The organism is uncultured Ruminococcus sp., from assembly GCA_902785355.1.
Taxonomy (GTDB): domain Bacteria; phylum Bacillota; class Clostridia; order Oscillospirales; family Acutalibacteraceae; genus Ruminococcoides.
Genome location: CACZYF010000008.1, coordinates 43652 through 63447, shown reverse-complemented (window position 1 = coordinate 63447; position 19796 = coordinate 43652). Strand labels below are relative to the sequence as shown.

Here is a 19796-nt window from a genome sequence, read left to right as displayed (position 1 = left end):
TATTATCCAACAAATGAGAACGGCAATGCAGTAAGCCAGTCCACAAAACCAAGAACCTGTCCGGTCAGCCAGGAAAGCGGAACAGAAAGGATCCGAGAAAATATCAGAGCAATCAGTATAATGGAGATGACCTGCTGATACTGATAAAACTTTACAACAATCCGATCCGGCAGAAACGCGAACAGAATCTTACTGCCGTCCAGAGGAGGAATCGGAAGAAGGTTAAACACAGCAAGCGAACAGTTGACCGTTATATAAAAGCGCAGAAATATATATAGGTAATATCCGAATACATTAAGAGAATAAAGATTGCCGTTCTGTACCATCGGGAAGAAGCCGGTCGAAAATGCTGCGATCGCGTGAAAGATCAGCCCGCCGACGATCGCCGCGACGATATTCGCCGCAGGACCCATCAGCGCTACGATCGCCATGCCGGTCTTAGGCTTCTTAAAATTCCTTGAATCGATCGGAACAGGCTTTGCCCAGCCAAAGCCGAAGAGCAATAACGCAAGCGAACCGATCGGGTCGATATGCGCCATCGGATTCAATGTCAGTCGTCCGCGGTACTTGACGGAAGTATCCCCCAGCTTTGAGGCTGTAAAGGCATGCGCCCATTCATGGAACGGCAGAACCAGAAAGACAATGACGAGGATCGCCAACACCTGGATAATTGCGGTGGTAAAATCGAGATTGCCGCGTAATAAATCAAAAAGCATTTAATCACCTTTTATTCCGGGTTTTTACAGTAAATGCAGTAATATATCCACAAACAGCGATATAATACCATCTTGACATATAAATACAGAATATATTATACTATAAATCAACGAAAATAGCAAGTTTAAAAACTTGAAATAAATTTTGAAAAAACTATTGCATTTTTCAGAAAATTCTGTTATTATAAACGAGTTAACGTATGTATTAATCTTCAAAGGAGGTGTACAAGCATGGCAAAATGTGATTTTTGCGGCAAGGATGTTAAATTCGGCATCAAGGTCTCTCACTCACACAGACGTTCCAACAGAACCTTCAAGCCTAACGTTCAGAGAGTAAAGGCTATTGTTGACGGCACTCCTAAAAGAGTACACGCTTGCACCCGTTGCTTACGTTCAGGTAAGGTAACACGAGCGGTATAATCAACAGCAACTGACCCCCGAGGAAACTCGGGGGTTTATTGTTTATATTTACAGATTCGACACGCAAAGGGGTTGTCGCAAGCATTGCGGCAGCCCCTTTGCGTGTCATCCTGAGCTTTAGCAAAGGATCCTTCTGAAAACATCCTTTTGCAATCATCTAAAGTCGGATTTGTATAATTATTGAATTTTTCTGGCGCAAACGACAAATCTACCGTCATCCGTATGATAATTACAGGTTGACAGGCTGACGATCTTCTCTCCGTAAACAGGCGTTACACCGGTATCGATAACGGAGAGCGCCTTCATATTTGCGACATAAGTATTATACGTCGTCTCATCGTTGAGATTCGCGTAATAATAGTACTTGAACACATCATCGTTATCGTCATAGACCTGACTGTACACGATGGCAAAGATCTCATACTCCCCCTTCTCAAAACGGGTATCAAAGCGGAAGGTACGGTGCTGACTGTAATACTCCTGATCGTCGTATTTAGGCAGAGAACCGAACATCGAGCCGTTGAACATATGATGACCGTAGATCAGATAATGATAACCGTTCGGATCGCAGTTCGCGTCCATGAACAGCTCGCCGCTCTCGGAGTAATTACCGTCAAAGTCCGCATGCAGATAATGCTCGGGGTCACCGGGCGTGTACATGACAGGATAATCAACGACGGTATCGTCGATCTTCAGCCAGCCGAAGAAATCATTATTCTTCGCATAAAGCGCTTCCATATCGGCAGACAGGGCTTTCAGCTCGTTATGACCTTTGTTATCGTCATAGTAACCGTACAGCTTCATGCCGACGATGGCGATACCCGCGATCAGAAGGATGATCGCAACGACGCGAACGGCGATAACCGGCCCGCTCGTCTTTTTCTTGACGGGTCTTCTGCGGGCTTCACTGTAATTGTTATAGCGGTCGTCGTAACGCTGTCTGTCGACGCGGCGGTTATCGTAGCCGTTATAACTGTCTCCGTAGCCTGCCTGTCGGCGGGGATCGGGATAATACTGAGGATTCTGCTGATACGGCTGACGCGGACGCGCCTGTCCCCCGCCATAGCCCTGAGGATTCGGACGTCGGCGTGCAGGCTGTACGTTCCGATAGCCGCCCTGCGGGATCTGCCGCTGACGAGGAACAGACTCCTCCACGTCGTAATTATCATACGACGCGGTATTGATATCCTCTTTACGATAGCGCTTACCGTAATCGGGAGCGGGATCGCGGTAATAGTTCTGTTGTTGATTTTGATTACTCATAGCAGATAAAAGAAAGCGGCGGCGGGAATCCCCGTCACCGCCTTTTGATTTCAGTGTGTATCGTCGAATAATTACTGGTTGTTGTTCTTCTTCTTCATTACAACAGAAGCGATAATAGCAATCAGAGCAACTACAATAACGCCGATACCGACAAACAGCCAGATGTTGTCGCCGGTCTTAGGGGTCTTGGCGTTCTTGGGCGCAACGGTAGCGGCCTGGGTAGCAGCCTGAGTAGGAGCGGTAGTCGCAGCCTGAGTAGGAGCGATGGTAGCAGCCTCGGTAGCAGCCTCGGTAGCGGCCTCGGTAGCAGCCTCAGACGCAGGCTCGCTGGCCTCAGCAGCGATATCGGCAACCGTAACTTCCTCGCCGAGCACTGCAACCTCAGTAGCCTCTGCGCCGACAGCAGCGATATCCTCGCCCTCAGCATAAGTAACAACAGCGGTAGCAGAGAACATAGCTACTGCAAGAATCATAACCATAAGAATCGATAATACATGCTTCTTCATAATAAATACCTCCAATGAATGAAACAAATTTAGATCGAGCTGAATCTTTCCTCTCGTCTGGATTGTATTTTACTCTTGTTTTTCAAAAAGTCAATCGATTTTATCAAGTTTGAGAGAAATAGACAAACCGTTTTTGCTTTTGACAATTGTTATTAGTCATCATTTCGCGATTTCATAATTTGTTCATTTTTTCATAAAGTCGATTCTTATCCGGGTTGTCATTTTTTCACTATCGGAATAATTATTCATACCGATTCAAAAGAAAGAACCGCCGATATACGACGGTTCCAAATCATAAAACTATAATCAATTCAACGCGGCTTCTACGATACCTTTGACCGAATAGAGCGCTTCATCAGCCTTCGTAATGTCCTTACCGCCTGCCATCGCGAGATTGGGCTTACCGCCGCCGTTACCGCCGGCGATCTGTGCGACAGCGCGGACAACGTTACCCGCCTTGAGACCTTTTGCGATCGCGTTCTTGGAGCAGGAGCAGGCAAAGATCAGCTTACCGTCCGTGACGGACGCGAGAACCGCTACTACATCCTCTACATCCGCCGCAAGATTCTCACACATCATGCGGATAGAATCGGCAGGGGCGCCGTTGAACATAGCGGTAACGACCTTTGTGCCGTTCACCTCTTCGGCATTATCGAGGATCGCGCCGGTCTGGTCCTTCGCTATCTCAGCCTGATATCTCTCGATCTCCTTCTCCATCTCTTTATACTTCATCATCATGCGAACAGCGCCGTCAACAAGCTCTAAAGGATTATTGATATGCAGCGCTTCGGCTGCCTGACCGACGCGCTTGATGACATTCGCAAGGTAATTGATGATATTATGACCGGTCACAGCCTCGATGCGTCGAACGCCCGCAGCGACAGAGCCTTCCTGCTTGATCTTGAACAGGCCGATCTTCGCGGTATTGTCTACATGAGTACCGCCGCAGAACTCTTTACTGAACTCGCCCGCTTCAACAACACGGACGATATCGCCGTACTTCTCGCCGAACAGCGCCATCGCGCCCTTCTTCTTCGCTTCATCGATGCTCATTTCGGTGCAGGTAACGGCGATTCCCTCGAGTATCTTATCGTTGACAAGCTTCTCAACAGCAAGCATCTCATCAACGGTCATTGCGGAGAAGTGTGTAAAGTCAAAGCGAACGACATCCTCATTGACAAGCTGACCCGCCTGCTGAACATGAGTACCGAGCACCTCACGTAGAGCCGCCTGCAGTAAGTGAGCAGCAGTATGGTTGCGCATGATATCCAGTCTGCGCTCTACGTCGATCTTCGCGGTGACGGTATCGCCTACGGCGATCGTGCCGGTAGAGACCTCACACATATGCATAAAGATCTTACCCGAAGCATCCTTCTTCACATCATCTACGTCGATCGCACAGTCTCCGGCATTCAGCTCACCGGTATCCGCTACCTGACCGCCGCTCTCGGCATAGAAGGGGGTACGATCGAGCACGATGACGACACTGTCGCCTTCCTGCGCACGATCGACGCGCTCACCGTTCTTGACGATCGCAAGGATCTTGCTGTCACACTCATAATCGGTATATCCGATAAACTCGGTATCGGAAACGCCGGTAAAATCAATGGAATCGCTGATCCATGCGTCGGCGCCGGCATTCTTGCGCGCCTTACGGGAACGCTGTTTCTGCAGCAGCATCAGCTCATGGAAACGCTCCACATCGACATCGATACCTTTCTCGGCAAGGATCTCACGGGTCAGATCAATCGGGAAGCCGAAGGTATCGTTTAACTTAAAGGCGTCCTCGCCGCTGAGCATCTTGACGTCATCACGTTCGATGATGCTCTCGAGCAGAGAAAGTCCCTGATCAATGGTCTTGGCAAAGTTCTCCTCCTCCACCTTGATCAGCTTGACAATGTAGTCCTTCTTCTCAACGAGCTCGGGATAGGCGGAAGCATTCTCCTTAACGACGGTCTCACAGATCTGATACAGGAACGGCTTGTTGCAGCCGAGGAGTCTGCCGTGACGAGCCGCTCTGCGGAGCAGACGACGGAGGACATAACCTCTGCCCTCGTTGGAGGGCATAACGCCGTCAGCGATCATAAAGGTCGTGGAACGGATATGGTCGGTGATGACGCGCAGGGAGATATCCTTCTTCTCATCCTCGCCGTAGGTCACGCCGACGACCTGAGAGATATGCTTCATGATATTCTGAACGGTATCGACCAGGAACAGGTTATCGACGCCCTGCATCACGCAGGCAAGGCGCTCCAGGCCCATACCGGTATCGATATTCTTTTTCTTGAGCTCGGTATAATTGCCCTTGCCGTCTGACTCAAACTGAGAGAATACGAGGTTCCATACCTCGACAAAACGGTCGCACTCACAGCCGACATGGCAGTCGGGCTTTCCGCAGCCCTTCTCGGGACCGCGGTCGAAGTAGATCTCGGAGCAGGGGCCGCAGGGACCGGAGCCGTGCTCCCAGAAGTTGTCCTCTTTACCCAAACGAACGATATGGGAGGGATCAACGCCGACCTCCTTCGTCCAGATATCGACCGTCTCGTCGTCCTCCTCGTAAACAGAGCAGTACAAAAGCTCCTCGGGCATCTCGAGCACCTTGGTGAAGAACTCCCACGCCCACGCGGTCGCCTCATGCTTGAAGTAATCGCCGAAGGAGAAGTTGCCGAGCATCTCAAAATATGTGCCGTGACGCGCGGTGATACCGACGCGCTCGATATCGGGAGTGCGGATACACTTCTGGCAGGTTGTGACGCGGTTGCGCGGCGGGGTAACCTCGCCGGTGAAATACTTCTTCATCGGAGCCATACCCGAGTTGATCAGGAGCAGGGAGTTATCATCCTTCGGAATGAGCGGAAAGCTCGGCAGGCGAAGATGACCTTTACTCTCCATAAAGGAAAGGAACTTTTCTCTGAGTTCATTCAAACCCATGTACTGCATGATAAAAACCTCACTTTTCATTGTTAGAGTGATCAGCGGTCAGTGAATAGCGTCGATAAAGATTAATTATACTGCTCACTGACCGCTAACCACTTCTCATTAAAATAATAAAAGCCCATCCCAAACATGGGACAGGCTGACCTGCGGTACCACCCAAATTGCCGTACCGTTACGATACGACCGCTTGAACTTCTTTAACGCAGAAATACGCCGCGTTTTCACACGGAGGCTCCGGGGTGGCTGCGCTGTTAATCCGCGGGGTCTCGCACCAACCGACCCTTCTCTGAGCGGAGGCTCAACGCTCTTCCCTTCTTCGCCACCGCTATTATAGTACGTTTCCGCCGTAAAGTCAATAAGGTTTTTCGTGAGAAAATCGGCTTGCACAGGCGCTTTGTGACTACATACTATAATATAAAAGTGAATACTTTAACAATTTCGACAGAATAATCCTTATATCGGTTTATTTTTTATAAAAAACTTGGAAATCAACTGTGATTAACATTTTGTTATCATTTTTTTGTTGAATTTTCTACAGAGTGATGGTAAAATGTTTAACAGTCTGAATCAAATAAAAAGTGGGGTAATGTTGTGGCTACAACCGCATTTTATTCAAATAAGGATGAAATCTATAACACCTATCTCGGAAGCGACTTAGGCTTTACTTATACACCGGAGAGTACTACTTTCAAAGTCTGGGCGCCGTCGGCTGAACAGGTATTATTGAAGCTGTATTCTACCGGCTCTTTTTATGAAGAGGGAGCTCAGGTACTCGGCATCAAGCAGATGCTCTTTGACGCGGTAACAGGCGTCTGGTCCGCAACCATCGACGGCGATCTTAACAGAACCTATTACACCTACGTCATCAAGACCGAGAACGGCACGCACGAAACGCAGGACGTCTACTCCAAGGCGGTCGGCGTCAACTCTCAGCGCTCCGAGGTCGTCGATCTGGCTTCTACCAATCCCGAGGGTTGGGAGAACGACCGGCATGTTCTGCCCGACAGACAAACCGACGCGATCGTTTGGGAGATCCATGTGCGTGATTTCTCTTCCTCCGATACCAGCGGCGTCAGCAGAGAACACCGCGGTAAGTTCCTCGCCTTTACCGAAAAGAACACCGTGATCCCCTACACGAACTTCCCGACCTGCGTCAACTACTTAAAGCAGCTGGGTATCACCCATGTACAGTTAAATCCCGTCTTTGATTTCGGCTCTGTAAACGAAACGACCGGAGTAGAATATAACTGGGGCTATGATCCCGTAAACTACAATGTACCCGAGGGCTCTTATTCTACCGACCCTTATCACGGTGAGGTGAGAATCAGAGAATTTAAGGAAATGGTAAAAGCCCTGCATGACGAGGGTATCGGCGTCATCATGGACGTTGTGTACAACCATGTTTACTCCACCCAATACTCTCCCTTTGAGCGTACAGTCCCGGGCTACTACTTCCGTATGCAGAACGGTAAGTTTCTTAACTCCTCAGGCTGCGGCAACGTAACCGCGACCGATAAGGTGATGTTCCGCCGCTTTATGGTCGATTCGCTCCGCTACTGGGCGGAGGAATACCATATCGACGGCTTCCGCTTCGACCTTATGGCGTGTCATGATATTGATACGATGAACGAGATTCGTTCTGAGCTTGACAAGATCGACAAGCGCATCCTGATGTACGGCGAGCCGTGGACTGCCAACGACGGCGAGAACGGCATCAGCGGAGAGGATTGCTGCAACAAAGCAAACGCAAAGAAGCTCTCCGGCCGTATCGGTATGTTCAACGACGATATGCGTCACGGTATCAAGGGCGGCTCCGACGATGACAGCAAGGGCTTCATCCAGGGTTCTACCCACAGCGCCTACAACGTCATTGCGGGTATGATGGGCGCATCTTCCGTCACCTTCGGTAACTGGGCGAACGAGCCTTCACAGTGCGTAACCTATGTATCCGCTCATGATAATCTAACCCTCTGGGATAAGATCCTGAAATCGAACTGGTGTGATGATTTTGACACCACCGACAACCTGTATATCAGTCAGAACAAGCTTGCAGCCGTACTGGTACTCGGTTCTCTGGGTATCTCCTTTGTGCTGGCGGGTGAAGAATTCGCCAGAACCAAGCACGGCGATCACAACTCTTACAAAAGTCCCGACTCGGTCAATTCCATCAACTGGACGCGCGCCGTTCGTTACAAAGAATTGATGGAGTATTACAAGGGCTTGATCAAAATCCGCAAATCCTTCTCCCCCATTCGTGACAATACTACCAAGGCGGTCAACGACGGCTACATCGTCTATAACGGACAGAGCATCAGTCTAACCGTTAAAAACGACAACGAAAACGAATGGAAGATGATGAGCGTGATCATCAACAACAGCGATCACGCCTGTGTGCCGCAGTTCAAATCGCAGTATGATTTGCCCAGCGGGTGGTATGTGATCGCTGACGCTGAGACAGCCGGCGACAAGGCAATCCGCAAGTTTGACCCCTGTGCTAATATTCCCCCTCGCTCTGCGCTGATCATCGTTGACGCAGAGAGCTACGAGAAGATCAACGGCGTTCCGACCTTTGAAGAACCCGTTAAAGAGATCGGGCTGAACATTTCGAGGGAGATCAAGGAGATCATCCGATAATTGTTAATCAGAGATCGTCAATTTGATATGAAATATGATGAAGTCATCCTCAACAGCATTGAGGATGACTTCTTTTTATAACTCGACGATCACGATATCATTGAATTCGACTTTCAGCTGCGACATAACGGCGTCCTTGATAATGAGCGGCGAATCGTCCTTCAGATCTGCTTTTCTGACCGTTACGGTACAGCCCTTATCGGAGGCATAACATAAAGCGTCGGAGAAACCTTTAGCGGATAAGATACTTTCAATATTATTTTGAGCGAGTATGCGTTCTTCGATCGCGGTAGCCGCTTTGACTGCTTCCGCTTTCGCTTCATCCGAGCTGTCCGACGCTTGAAGAATCGTTTTCGATTCTTCCAACACCTGATCCTGCGCTTGAGCGCGTTCGGTCCGGGCTTTTGCAAGCTTCTGTTCCGGAGTCATATCCCGTGAAGTTGTCTTGATCTCGTCGGTTGTAGCCTTCGCTTCCTTGCTTACATAGGTCGCAGCGCCAAGCTCTTTTGAGCTGGGTGAGATCAGCGGCGTTCCGGAAAAATGCCAGTTCAGATATACCGCCGCTCCAAGTGCGAGCACCAGTGCAGATACCAGAATATGTTGTTTTTTGATCTTCATAATATCCTCCTATTTTGTAATACAAACTTTATCCGATCGGATGTTCAGCGCCTTGGTAACGGCGTCCATCACGCGGGATACGACGACAGGATCGTCCCCTCCGTCACATACCACGACAACGCCGCGTACCTTCGGCTCGATACTGACGGTTTTTGTATCGGTATTCTTCAAATAGACGCTTTCACCGCCGTTATCCATTGTTAAGAATATCTGTGCCTTTCCTACGCCCTCTATCTGTGTGACGATATCCAGAAGCCTGTGCTCGGTACGGTCGGCATACTGTTCGGCTGCGGCAGCGCTTTTATCCGAATTCAGATCGACCACCGACGTCAGCAGAATCAGTAGTATTGCAGCAGTGCCGATAATGACCGATGTTCTGACAATCCGTTTATCCGTAAGCAGTTCATTCAATCCTTTTCCCTTCCACATATATCTCCGGCTCCTTTGAAACATTCCTGTATATGATACTTCTTACGTCGCCTGCCCGATCGGCAAACGGTTCATTCATATATATGACGACGCGGGACACGGTTATTCTTCCTTGTTCGGATATTTTTAATGTGATGTTGATATCCCGTACCTCGATTCCTTCGTTACTAAGGAGTTCATTGAGAGATTCGGTAAGGATATCCGCCGTCTGCTGACCGACCGCGTCGTTATAATCCTTGTCGGAATATCGAGGAACCGTGATTTCTTCCTGTTTCGGCAATTCTGCGTAGATTTGTCCGAGAGATACGGATAAGCCTTGCAGTAAGCTCCCGACAAAAAACAGTCCGATCACAAAGCTCATCACGCGACGTGTGCGCTTCTGCGGAATCAGCACCGATATCATACTGACCGCTACGCAGATCATGCATACGACCTCACCTAACGCTCCCAATCCTTTCATCCGCCGCCTCCGACTCTGAGCATTGCCGCCGCTGAAACGATCAATGCTGTCAATACGGAGACGGTCACCGCTCTGAGTAAGGAAACAACCGATGATAAGGCGTTCAGGATATATCTTGTCGAAGAAACAGAAAAAGCGTCCTGTACAACCTTCGCCGCACCGAGCGATAATGACCAAAGCAGTATGCGGATCAGCAGAGGAGCAAAAGCGATAAACACAGCGAGAATCACAAAAACTCCCGCACCTGATCTCAATAGATCAACGCTGCCCTTTACGGTGCGATACGCTTCCGCTACAGATGAACCGACCAAAGGGATCAGTGAACTCAGCGTAAACTTTGCGGCTCGTCCCGCCAAGGAGTTTTCTGCCGAGGATAAGGCGCCGTTGAGTCCGATCACCGCCGTAAACACTGTCATCAGAAAGGTCATCAGCCACTTCATGGTGTTTCCCGTCATTTCAATAAGTCCGTTCAGCTTCAAGCGTGAACATATTCCCGAGGACACCGACATAGATAAAAACAACTCAAGCATTGGCATCAACACCGATGAAGAAAGCCAGGTCAAAGCCCCCGATACGCCCATCACCGCCGCATAATAGCCCGCAGAATCTACAACATGTCCGGAAAACACGAGCATACCCGCGCTGAGCGCTCCGTACCCCTGCATCAGCTTTGCCGTCGTTTTTATTACCCCGGTCAAGTCAATAATCAATTGATTGATCGGAAGGATCAATACAGAGACGATATACAACGAGACAACAACGCTCATGATCTCCTTTGTATCCGTATATCTGAGCGAATAAGTATATGATTCTCCGATCGCGGTCAGGATAATGACCGCTGTTATCAGCAGCAGCACTGACAACGGAGTATTCATATATCGGCGCAACAGCTCCCCCAGACAGTTTAATACAGTCATCGCGTCGATTCCGTTTTTGATCACATCATCGACGGATTCTATATTCAGCGGAGATAAATCCTCCGCCTGTTCCTCAAGCTGTTCTATCTCCCGATCAAAGCGGACTGTCTGAGCCGAACAATGACAGTACGGACAAAACAGCACGAATATCACAATTGTGATTACAACAATGCGCTTCATGAGCTGCCACCGAGCGTTTGTATCACGCCGATAATCTGTTCAAACAGCGGTAAGGACGACAGCAATACCAACACCTTTCCCGCAAATGAAAGGTTTGTCGCAAGCGATAAGAGTCCGGCTTCGGTAACGCAGTCACAGGTAAACTCCGTGATATAGCAAATGCCCATCACCTTGAACAGGATCGTTAGCTTTGTAGGATCGACGCCGCTGCTGCTCAGCATATCGCTCATACCGAAGAGCGTATCGGGAATATGGTTCATTACATATAAAAATATCAGTATGCCTGCCGCGATCGACATCATCATCGCGGCGTGAGGACTTTGACTGCGCAGCATCAGCGCAAGGACAGCGGTAACGACAGCTACGCCGCAGATAGCCATTATATTCATCATAATCCAAACGTATTCTTGATAGTTGTGAACAGATCGCTGATTTGAGAGAGCACCATCATCAACGCTACCACCAGACCCGCGATTGTCGTCAGCAGCGCCTGCTCCTCGCGTCCGCTGCGAATCAAAAGCTGGTTAAGTATCGCTACGATGATACCGATAGCCGCGATCTTGAATATCATATCAACATCCATGTTTTTACCGTCCTTCATTATCGTTCACTAGATCAACAGCAGAGATATTACGATCCCTGCAGAGAGAGGCAGCACCTGATACAGCCTGCCTTTACCGATCACCTCTTCCCCGGCCTCCTTCAGCTGTTCTTCCAACAGATGTGAATACATACCGAGATGTCTCTGCTGGCTTTCCATATCCGTAGAACCCATGTTTTTTATAAAATCAGACAAAACCTCCAGATCCTTTTCTTTCAAAACAGGCCGATAACGACCGATCAGCTCCATCCACTGGACGTCAAACGGCTCATCATAGTGAAATTCAAACTCAAATGCATTATCATGAAACAGCTTACAGAGGTCTGCTGCCTCATATTTCATCATGATCGAGGCTTTATGAAACAGCGACAAAAATGAAGCAAGCGTATCGCGCCGCCTGAATAATCTTCTCGAGTAATACACGCCCGTGACGGCGCCGCTGAACACGATCAATATACACAGTATGAGTTTAATCATTATTTTCACCGATCTCTATGATTTCTCTGATCCTTCCGACTTGTCCCTTGCCGCTGAGGAAAACAATACTGCCGAATGCTCCCGAACGCACATAATCCGCTGTTGTTCTTCGACTTTCTAAATCGCCGAGCGAGGACGCATGTACCGAAGCGATGAAGGCAACACCGCAGCGCAAAGCATCCTGCAGCATCCGAAAATCATTTTCATCGCCGAGCTCATCACAGACGATCAGCTCGGGGCTCATACTGCGTAACGCCGAGTATGCCGCCTGAGCCTTAGGATAACCGACAAAGATATCACACAAGCCTGTATCAAAGCCGAAATCACCTCTGTTATATGCCGTCAGCTCACCGCGCTCGTCCAGAACGCTGACGCGGTGAATATAACCCAGATGTCGCGCATAGTCGCGAATCAAGGTCGTCTTTCCGCTCCCGGGCTCACCGCAGATCAAAACACCTTTTAACGGGTCGACCTTATCGATCAAGCCTTCGGAACAGCCGAGCACATCCCGAGCAATACGAAAGCTCAGCGTCGTGACATCCCGAATATTGGTGATCCTTCCGTTCTGTACAACCGCTCTGCCGCTGAGTCCGACGCGCACACCGGAGCCGATCGTTATATAACCGCTGTTTATCTCCTGCTGGTAAGCATAGACGGAATAGTCACACAGCCGAAGGATCGTTGATTCTATATCGCTGTGTGAGGAAATTACCGAATCAGCATTATCAGCCGAGTCGGACATGACGCCGGAATTCAATACGCCGTAATAATCCTTACCGCAATAAACTGTCACAGGTCTGTCCGAACGCAGTACGATCTCCGTTGCTTTATCTTTATACAGGTTTCTGCACTGCTGTAACGGCGAACGAATATGCGCCGGAAGTCGTTCGAGGATCTCATCAATGCTGTTATTCTCCATCATTTCACCGTCCGTTATTTTATGGTCGTAATACAGCATATGTAAATACGGACAAGATTAGAACCAAAAAAATCCCTGCCAAAACTGACAGGGATTCTATAACAACTATTAAATTATCCGATCATATCGAGAAGTTCATCCTCCGAAATAATCGTAACGCCCAGGGATTGCGCCTTAGTCAGCTTCGAGCCTGCGTCCTCACCCGCAAGGACATAATCCGTCTTTTTTGATACGGAGGAAGAAGTCTTTCCGCCGTTTTTCTCAATCAGAAGGGACGCCTCTTTTCGGCTCATGGAAGGAAGCGTTCCGGTCAGAACGAAGGTCTTACCGAGGAAGATACCTTCCTTTTGCTTTTCCTGCAACGGCTTCATCTCGACGCCCAGCCCCTTGAGCTTGTCGATCAGATGCTTTGTACCCTCCAGATGGAAATAATCATAAACCGACTGAGCCATGATCTCACCATAGCCGTCGATCGCGGATATTTCCTCGACGGAAGCATCAAACAGCCTGTCGATACTGAGAAAATGCTCGCATAACAGCTTCGCGGCTTTCTCACCGATATGACGTATGCCAAGCGCGTAAACCAGACGGTTAATCTCCGCCTTCTTCGATTTTTCGATCGCATTAATCAGATTATTGGCAGACTTTTCACCCTTGCGCTCCAGTGCGGAGAGATCCTCCGACTTCAGCTGATACAGATCGGTAAAGCTCTTGATCAAACCGACGTCAAGGAGCTGTTCAAGCACAGCGGGACCGAGACCGTCGATATCCATTGCGTCACGTGAGACAAAATGAATCAAATGACGGAGCAGCTGTGCGGGACATTCGGTATTGGTGCAGCGGGTCGCGGCTTCACCCTCCTCCTTGACAAGCTTACTGCCGCAGGACGGACAGTACTCAGGCAGCGTATAAATCTCAGAACCCTTAATATGGTGAACGACGGAAAGCACCTCGGGAATGATCTCACCGGCTTTACGAATCAACACGGTATCTCCGATACTGACGCCCAGCTCACGGATAAAATCTTCATTGTGCAGGGTCGCGCGGGAAACGGTCGTACCTGCCAGTAAAACGGGCTTGAAGATACCGACCGGCGTGATCGCACCGGTTCGACCGACATTGACCTCTATATCAAGCAGCTCAGTCTCCTTTTCCTCGGGCGGGTACTTATACGCCTCCGCCCAACGGGGAAACTTCGCCGTACTTCCGAGGAGCACACGGTCGGAAAGGTTATTCAGCTTGACGACAGCGCCGTCAATATCGCAGGGCAGATCGCCGCGATGCTCGTCGATTCGCTCGATCTCAGCAAGAACATCGTCAATATCATCAAAGCTATGATAGAACGCGGTCGGGAAACCGAGCTCTGTCAGATAATCCAACGACTGAACATGCGTTACGGGCTCATAACCCTCAGACGCCTGAATATTGAAAACAAAGATATCCAGATCGCGCTTTGCGGTGATCTTCGCGTCCTTCTGTCTGAGGGATCCCGCCGCCGCGTTACGGGGATTCTTAAACGGTTTCTCTCCGTTATTCTCCTGTTCGGCGACGATCCGCTCGAAGGTCGCGACGGACATATAGACCTCACCCCTGACTTCAAGAAAGGCGGGAGCGTTCTTTATTCGCTTCGGCAGACTCTTGATGGTCATGAGGTTCTCGGTAACATCCTCTCCCGTTGTACCGTCGCCTCGTGTCGAGCCGCGTACAAATACACCGTTACGATATTCGCAGGAAACCGACAAGCCGTCAAATTTCGGCTCGACAACATACTCGGGATTCGGGATCATCTCGCGAACACGTCGGTCAAAATCGCGTATCTCATCCGGAGAAAAAGAGTCGTGAAGGCTTTCCATAGGAACGTTATGCACAACGGGAGAGAACTTCTCTCCCCTGTTGCCGCCGACACGCTGGGTGGGTGAATCGGGAGTGATCAGCTCGGGATATTTCGCCTCGATATCCTCGAGCTCCCTAAGGAGCATATCATACTCAAAGTCGGATATTTCGGGATCATCCTGATTATAATAGCGGTCATTGTGATAATTGATCTCCTGAGCGAGCTGTATCGCCCGCTTCTTCGACGTTTCAAAATCCATAGATCACCTGCGCACCGAGGAAGTGCCTTTCTCTCTGAGATAAGTGCTCTCGAGATCGGCAAGATGAAGCTTGACCGCCAACGGATATTTGTCATAAGCCTTGCTGACATACATACCGTTATTGTCGTCGAAACCGCCCATATGCCAGCGGATCGCCATCGCTTCATCCAGCTTCAAGCGCATGAAGCGCTCGATAAGGAAAACGCTCTTTTCACCGTGTCCGTAAGGAAAAGTATCTTCAATCGCGTAGAAAGGCACCTTTTCCCACTGTCCGGTCTCTTCATTCTTCACATTACGGGACGAAACCTTGTAAAATTGCGCCTTACACAAATCATGGAGCAGCGCGCAAATCGCAAAGCTCTCCATACTGTCGCTCTCTTCATCAAAGTGCTTTTCGACCATCGTACGGAAAACGCTGACCGAATGCATAACCAGACCATTCTCACAGGCACAGTGGTACTTTGTACTGGCGGGAGCGGTAAAGAAATCGGTCTTTTGTATCCATTCCAACAGCTCCGAAGCGCCGCGGCGGGTGATAGATTCATTATATATCTGAATAAATTCTTCTTTCGCAGTCATATAAGCCTCACAATAAATCTTCATTATAAACAGCGCGAGCGCCGCCGATGAACTTTGCTCTGGTTCGGGCAGACGCAACGAATGCTTCGCCGATCTTCTTCTGCGGCAAGCGCAGCGGTACAGCAGTCTCTTTCAGATGCATACCGATCAGCGTTCCGCCGATATCGACGCCTGCGTCAGCTTTAATACGCTCAACAATCACCGGATCGTCAAAACGAGCATACGCCGTAGTTGCGCTGCTGCCGCCCGCCTTAGGCTGAGGAACAGCATTGACGATCGGAAGATTCAACTTCACAGCCAGTTCACGTTCAATGACTAAGGCTCGGTTCAAATGCTCACAGCACTGAGCCGCCAGATAGATACCCTTCTCTTTCAGCATGTCAAAAAAGCCGTCATAGATCGCCGCGGCAATATCCATACTGGAGTGTGTACCGATACGGTCTCCGCCGACCTCGCTTGTGGAGCAGCCGAGCACGACAATCGAGCCCTCGTGCAGCTTCGCGGTCTCGATCAGCTGAGTAAAGACCGCGTTTGTATCCTTTGTGATCTGTTCAAACATGTTATCACATCCTATTCATATTTTTAATTATATCATATCAAATTATTTCAATAATAATATTCTGATACAGACTAATAAAGAAAAAGCGGGTATCCTACCGGATACCCGCAGATAATCAATTATTCAGCGTCCTCAGCGGGAGCCTCGGCCTCAGCGGGCGCCTCAACCTCAGCGGGAACCTCGTCCTCGAGCTCGCGGATAACGGGCTCAGCGTCGGGCTCAACAACTGCTACGACCTCATCCTCTTCCTCAACAACGGGAGCGGGCTGAGAATCATCGGGCAGCAGTGCACGGATGGACAGGCTGACACGCTTCTTCTCAAAGTCGATGCCGGTGATCTTAGCCTCTACCTCATCGCCGACAGCAAGCTCGTCAGCGGGCTTCTCGATACGCTTGTTGGAGATCTGAGAAATGTGGATCAGACCGTCGATACCGGGGATAATGTTGGCAAATGCGCCGAAAGCGGTCAAACCGACGACCTTCGCCTTGACAACGGTGCCGACAGGATAATCTCTCTCAAGGATGACCCAAGGATTGTCCTCGGTCTTTTTGTAACCAAGAGAAATCTTCTTGGTCTCGGTATTGATGTCTTTGATGTAAACCTCAACAGTATCGCCTACGTTGACGACCTCGCTCGGATGCTTGATACGCAGCCATGACAGCTCGGAGATATGGATCATACCCGATACGCCGCCGAGATCTACGAAAGCGCCGTAGGAAGTCAGGGTACGGACTACGCCGGTATAGGTTTTACCGACCTCACAGGTCTCCCAGAACTGAGCACGCTTCGCGTTGAGCTCATCGCGGAGAACGCTCTTGATAGAGCCGATGATCTTTCTTCTTCTGCCGCGCTGAGAGAACTCGATCAGACGGAACTGAACCTCCTGACCCTTGAGCTCCTCGAGATTCGCGTCACGCTCGATAGAAGCCTGAGAAGCGGGGACAAATACGCGGATATCGTTGGAAACGACGATAACGCCGCCGGAGACGACCTCGGTGACAAGACCGGTCAGGACCTGCTTCTCATCGTATGCCTTCTGCATCTCCTCAAAGCCCTTCTGGGCGTCTACTCTGCGCTTGGAGAGCATGATGGTACCCTCAACGTCGTTGGTCTTCATAATCAGCAGTTCTACACGATCGCCGACCTTGACAACTTCATCGGCGCTCTGAATCGGAGTGGATGATAACTCGTCAAATGGGATAAAGCCAGTCTGCTTTCTGCCGTCGACCTCGACATACACCTCGTTCGGTGTAATGCTCGCGACAGTACCCATAACCCTTTCATTAGTGTTCAAACTCTTCAGAGATTCTTCTAACATCTCTTCAAAGTTTTCAGTTTCGTTTACGCTGGATGTGATGTTTTCACTCATTGTATCCAGTACCTCCTTTATAATCCTTTCCGGTGTAGAAGCGCCGGCAGTTACGCCAATCAACTCAGCGTCGGCAAACATCTCCGTTTTCAGTTCGTCAGCTGTTTCAATCATATAGCTGCGCCCGCAGTTGTTCTTACAAATCTGATAAAGCTTACTTGTATTGGAACTCGAGCGGTCGCCGATGACGATCATACAGTCGCATCGCTGTGACAGAGAATGTGCCTCGACCTGTCTCTTTGACGTAGCATTACATATTGTATCAAATATTTTGGCATTTGTATATAGTTTTTTCAAAATTTTTAAACAATTTTGCCATATTTTTTTGTTAAAGGTTGTTTGAGCAACCACGCAAATGCAATTTTTTTTCTCTGAGGGAATAATATTATCCAATTCCTCCAGATCATGTTCATTTTGAAAGATATAATAACTGCTCACACAGTTCGAGAGGATCCCCTGTACCTCGGGGTGATTCTCGTCGCCCGCTATCAGAACGGTATAACCCTTTGAGCTCATTTTATAGACGATGCGATGTATCTTCGACACAAAAGGACAAGTCGCGTCTATATAATCAAGCCCCATCTCCCTGAGCCGGGCGTAAATATCACGTTTGACGCCGTGAGAGCGAATGATGACCGGTTCCCTGCCGTTGATCTCATCAATTGAATCGACGGATACAACGCCCATCTCGCCGAGCTCCTTGACCAATTCTTTATTATGGATGATCGGTCCGAACGTGCAGCCGCCCTTCTTCTCCCGGGCTATGTTAAAAGCAATATCTACAGCACGATTCACACCGAAGCAGAACCCTGCGGACTCAGCGACAATGATCTCAGCCATTATTCTTAACCCCGGCTGCTGCAAGATCCTCTTCGCGCAGCGCCTTGATATGATCCATGATGACGCGGCTGGCGTTGCGGAACTCGCGGGCGCCGCCCTTATCAAAGCCCATATCCTCAAGCGACAGCGGCTTGCCGTAGTGCATGACGAATCTGCCGTTGATAGCGGTATGACAGATCGGGATAACGGGGGTCTTGGTATCCCACGCGATCAGGCTGACGCCGTTCTTAGGGGGTAGAAATTCGCCGTCCTTCGATCGGGTACCTTCGATAAAAATACCGATCAGATTACCGTCCTCCACCGCCTTCTCGAAGTGACGGATGGAGGAGGTATCGGCTTTACCTCTGCCGACCGGAAATGCGCCTAACTTACGCATGAACCAGTTGAGGAACTTATTTTGGAAAAGCTCCTCTTTCGCCATGAAGAGTACCTGACGCTTAAGACCCATACCCATAATGATCGGGTCGGACGCAAGACGGTGATTAGAGGCGAGGATATACGAACCCTCAGCGGGTACATTTTCGACGCCGATATATTTCATGCGATGAACCAAAAAGAAAAACGGTTTCAGAAAGCCTCTCCAGAAAAAGTAGAAATGATTGCGTTTCATATATGTTCCCTCATGATATTCAGTAGTTTATTGACGGAAGTCTCGAGATCCTCGCCGGAGGTATCGACGATCACGGCGCCTTCGGCAGGCTTCAACGGAGCGATCTCTCGGTGGGAATCGGCATAATCGCGCTCGATCACGTCGCTCAGGATATCCTCGTATTTCACATCCATACCCTTCTCGATCAGCTCGTCATAGCGGCGGCGCGCTCTGCACTCGGGAGACGCCGACAGGAAGATCTTCAGCTTCGCGTCGGGGAGGACGACCGTGCCGATATCTCTGCCGTCCATAATAACGTTCTCGGTGTGCGCCATATCGCGCTGGAGATCCAGCAGAAAGGCTCTGACCTCCGGGATCGCCGAGACAGCAGACGCCATCATCGATATCTCTGGGGTGCGGATCAGTCCGCTGACGTCTTCACCGTCAAGCAGAACGATCTGTTCGCCCTTATCATTAAAGGACAGCTCCACCCGAATCATATCAAGCATCGAAATGATATCCGATTGACTTTCTTTAGAAAAGCCTCTGCGAGAAGCGGCGAGTCCGATCGCACGGTACAGAGCGCCGGTATCCACATAGATGAAGCCGAGTTCCTTAGCGGCAAGGCGGGCAATGGTTGATTTACCCGCGCCTGCGGGGCCGTCGATAGCAATAGCGATAGACATAAT

General features: G+C 49.6%; 20 protein-coding genes. 2 read left to right on the top strand and 18 right to left on the bottom strand.

Translation table 11 applies throughout. From position 1 onward, the window contains the following. Positions 1-2 precede the first annotated feature (2 nt). Positions 3-716, bottom strand: a complete 714-nt coding sequence (locus R2I50_RS02950; protein ID WP_316607614.1) for a site-2 protease family protein — start codon at positions 714-716, stop codon at positions 3-5. A gap of 231 nt (positions 717-947) precedes the next feature. Between R2I50_RS02950 and rpmB the strand changes: the two genes are divergently transcribed. After that, positions 948-1136 (top strand): 50S ribosomal protein L28, encoded by a 189-nt coding sequence (rpmB, locus tag R2I50_RS02945; RefSeq protein ID WP_186833502.1) that lies wholly within the window; start codon positions 948-950, stop codon positions 1134-1136. A 177-nt stretch (positions 1137-1313) separates the two neighbouring features. On the opposite strand, the gene R2I50_RS02940 is transcribed toward rpmB, so the two are convergent. The 3 genes from R2I50_RS02940 to alaS all read right to left on the bottom strand — a co-directional run bounded on the left by R2I50_RS02940 (position 1314) and on the right by alaS (position 5845). Then, positions 1314-2399: a class B sortase gene (locus R2I50_RS02940; protein ID WP_316607613.1), complete on the bottom strand. Its 1086-nt coding sequence runs from the start codon at positions 2397-2399 to the stop codon at positions 1314-1316. Positions 2400-2470: 71 nt separating this feature from the next. Further along, the gene (locus R2I50_RS02935) at positions 2471-2905 is read right to left on the bottom strand and encodes an LPXTG cell wall anchor domain-containing protein (protein WP_316607612.1); all 435 of its coding nucleotides are present in this window, start codon (positions 2903-2905) and stop codon (positions 2471-2473) included. A 306-nt stretch (positions 2906-3211) separates the two neighbouring features. Next, the gene (alaS, locus tag R2I50_RS02930; protein ID WP_316607643.1) at positions 3212-5845 is read right to left on the bottom strand and encodes an alanine--tRNA ligase; all 2634 of its coding nucleotides are present in this window, start codon (positions 5843-5845) and stop codon (positions 3212-3214) included. Positions 5846-6433: 588 nt separating this feature from the next. On the opposite strand from alaS, the gene pulA reads away from it, so the two are divergent. Continuing rightward, positions 6434-8476 (top strand): type I pullulanase, encoded by a 2043-nt coding sequence (gene pulA, locus R2I50_RS02925; protein ID WP_316607610.1) that lies wholly within the window; start codon positions 6434-6436, stop codon positions 8474-8476. Between the two features lie 75 nt (positions 8477-8551). Here pulA and R2I50_RS02920 read toward each other — a convergent pair whose 3' ends face one another. The 14 genes from R2I50_RS02920 to cmk all read right to left on the bottom strand — a co-directional run bounded on the left by R2I50_RS02920 (position 8552) and on the right by cmk (position 19793). Next, positions 8552-9094, bottom strand: a complete 543-nt coding sequence (locus tag R2I50_RS02920) for a SpoIIIAH-like family protein (protein WP_316607609.1) — start codon at positions 9092-9094, stop codon at positions 8552-8554. Positions 9095-9103: 9 nt separating this feature from the next. Beyond that, positions 9104-9505, bottom strand: a complete 402-nt coding sequence (locus R2I50_RS02915) for a hypothetical protein (protein ID WP_316607608.1) — start codon at positions 9503-9505, stop codon at positions 9104-9106. Beyond that, complete coding sequence (locus R2I50_RS02910; RefSeq protein WP_316607606.1) at positions 9498-9983, bottom strand: stage III sporulation protein AF; 486 nt, start codon at positions 9981-9983, stop codon at positions 9498-9500. The genes R2I50_RS02915 and R2I50_RS02910 overlap by 8 nt, the downstream gene beginning before the upstream one ends. Beyond that, complete coding sequence (locus R2I50_RS02905) at positions 9980-11080, bottom strand: hypothetical protein (RefSeq protein WP_316607605.1); 1101 nt, start codon at positions 11078-11080, stop codon at positions 9980-9982. The genes R2I50_RS02910 and R2I50_RS02905 overlap by 4 nt, the downstream gene beginning before the upstream one ends. After that, positions 11077-11469, bottom strand: a complete 393-nt coding sequence (locus R2I50_RS02900; protein WP_316607604.1) for a stage III sporulation AC/AD family protein — start codon at positions 11467-11469, stop codon at positions 11077-11079. The genes R2I50_RS02905 and R2I50_RS02900 overlap by 4 nt, the downstream gene beginning before the upstream one ends. Further along, entirely contained in the window at positions 11469-11663 is a 195-nt protein-coding gene (spoIIIAC, locus tag R2I50_RS02895; RefSeq protein WP_316607642.1) for a stage III sporulation protein AC, read from the bottom strand. Before spoIIIAC ends, R2I50_RS02900 begins: the two co-directional genes overlap by 1 nt. A 27-nt stretch (positions 11664-11690) precedes the next feature. After that, positions 11691-12158, bottom strand: coding sequence for a stage III sporulation protein AB (locus R2I50_RS02890; RefSeq protein ID WP_316607602.1), 468 nt, complete (start codon positions 12156-12158; stop codon positions 11691-11693). Continuing rightward, a complete protein-coding gene (locus tag R2I50_RS02885; protein WP_316607601.1) occupies positions 12151-13080 on the bottom strand; it encodes a hypothetical protein in 930 nt (309 codons plus the stop codon). Before R2I50_RS02885 ends, R2I50_RS02890 begins: the two co-directional genes overlap by 8 nt. A 110-nt stretch (positions 13081-13190) precedes the next feature. Continuing rightward, positions 13191-15170 (bottom strand): NAD-dependent DNA ligase LigA, encoded by a 1980-nt coding sequence (gene ligA, locus R2I50_RS02880; RefSeq protein WP_316607600.1) that lies wholly within the window; start codon positions 15168-15170, stop codon positions 13191-13193. A 3-nt stretch (positions 15171-15173) separates the two neighbouring features. Next, positions 15174-15749, bottom strand: coding sequence for a hydrolase (locus R2I50_RS02875; protein WP_316607599.1), 576 nt, complete (start codon positions 15747-15749; stop codon positions 15174-15176). A 7-nt stretch (positions 15750-15756) separates the two neighbouring features. Next, positions 15757-16308 (bottom strand): TIGR01440 family protein, encoded by a 552-nt coding sequence (locus R2I50_RS02870; RefSeq protein WP_316607598.1) that lies wholly within the window; start codon positions 16306-16308, stop codon positions 15757-15759. 119 nt (positions 16309-16427) lie between these two features. After that, a complete protein-coding gene (locus tag R2I50_RS02865) occupies positions 16428-18518 on the bottom strand; it encodes a bifunctional 4-hydroxy-3-methylbut-2-enyl diphosphate reductase/30S ribosomal protein S1 (protein ID WP_316607597.1) in 2091 nt (696 codons plus the stop codon). After that, a complete protein-coding gene (locus tag R2I50_RS02860) occupies positions 18511-19128 on the bottom strand; it encodes a lysophospholipid acyltransferase family protein (protein WP_316607596.1) in 618 nt (205 codons plus the stop codon). Before R2I50_RS02860 ends, R2I50_RS02865 begins: the two co-directional genes overlap by 8 nt. Further along, the gene (gene cmk, locus R2I50_RS02855) at positions 19125-19793 is read right to left on the bottom strand and encodes a (d)CMP kinase (RefSeq protein WP_316607595.1); all 669 of its coding nucleotides are present in this window, start codon (positions 19791-19793) and stop codon (positions 19125-19127) included. Before cmk ends, R2I50_RS02860 begins: the two co-directional genes overlap by 4 nt. Positions 19794-19796 lie beyond the last annotated feature (3 nt).

Bases quoted from the DNA above. Each gene is read 5' to 3' on its own strand.
- R2I50_RS02875 (WP_316607599.1), bottom strand. From the start codon at position 15,749: ATGACTGCGAAAGAAGAATTTATTCAGATATATAATGAATCTATCACC.
- R2I50_RS02950 (WP_316607614.1), bottom strand. From the start codon at position 716: ATGCTTTTTGATTTATTACGCGGCAATCTCGATTTTACCACCGCAATT.
- cmk (WP_316607595.1), bottom strand. From the start codon at position 19,793: ATGTCTATCGCTATTGCTATCGACGGCCCCGCAGGCGCGGGTAAATCA.
- R2I50_RS02940 (WP_316607613.1), bottom strand. From the start codon at position 2,399: ATGAGTAATCAAAATCAACAACAGAACTATTACCGCGATCCCGCTCCC.
- R2I50_RS02900 (WP_316607604.1), bottom strand. From the start codon at position 11,469: ATGAATATAATGGCTATCTGCGGCGTAGCTGTCGTTACCGCTGTCCTT.
- R2I50_RS02890 (WP_316607602.1), bottom strand. From the start codon at position 12,158: ATGATTAAACTCATACTGTGTATATTGATCGTGTTCAGCGGCGCCGTC.
- ligA (WP_316607600.1), bottom strand. From the start codon at position 15,170: ATGGATTTTGAAACGTCGAAGAAGCGGGCGATACAGCTCGCTCAGGAG.
- R2I50_RS02920 (WP_316607609.1), bottom strand. From the start codon at position 9,094: ATGAAGATCAAAAAACAACATATTCTGGTATCTGCACTGGTGCTCGCA.
- R2I50_RS02870 (WP_316607598.1), bottom strand. From the start codon at position 16,308: ATGTTTGAACAGATCACAAAGGATACAAACGCGGTCTTTACTCAGCTG.
- R2I50_RS02905 (WP_316607605.1), bottom strand. From the start codon at position 11,080: ATGAAGCGCATTGTTGTAATCACAATTGTGATATTCGTGCTGTTTTGT.
- rpmB (WP_186833502.1), top strand. From the start codon at position 948: ATGGCAAAATGTGATTTTTGCGGCAAGGATGTTAAATTCGGCATCAAG.
- R2I50_RS02860 (WP_316607596.1), bottom strand. From the start codon at position 19,128: ATGAAACGCAATCATTTCTACTTTTTCTGGAGAGGCTTTCTGAAACCG.
- alaS (WP_316607643.1), bottom strand. From the start codon at position 5,845: ATGCAGTACATGGGTTTGAATGAACTCAGAGAAAAGTTCCTTTCCTTT.
- R2I50_RS02865 (WP_316607597.1), bottom strand. From the start codon at position 18,518: ATGGCTGAGATCATTGTCGCTGAGTCCGCAGGGTTCTGCTTCGGTGTG.
- R2I50_RS02935 (WP_316607612.1), bottom strand. From the start codon at position 2,905: ATGAAGAAGCATGTATTATCGATTCTTATGGTTATGATTCTTGCAGTA.
- spoIIIAC (WP_316607642.1), bottom strand. From the start codon at position 11,663: ATGGATGTTGATATGATATTCAAGATCGCGGCTATCGGTATCATCGTA.
- R2I50_RS02885 (WP_316607601.1), bottom strand. From the start codon at position 13,080: ATGATGGAGAATAACAGCATTGATGAGATCCTCGAACGACTTCCGGCG.
- R2I50_RS02910 (WP_316607606.1), bottom strand. From the start codon at position 9,983: ATGAAAGGATTGGGAGCGTTAGGTGAGGTCGTATGCATGATCTGCGTA.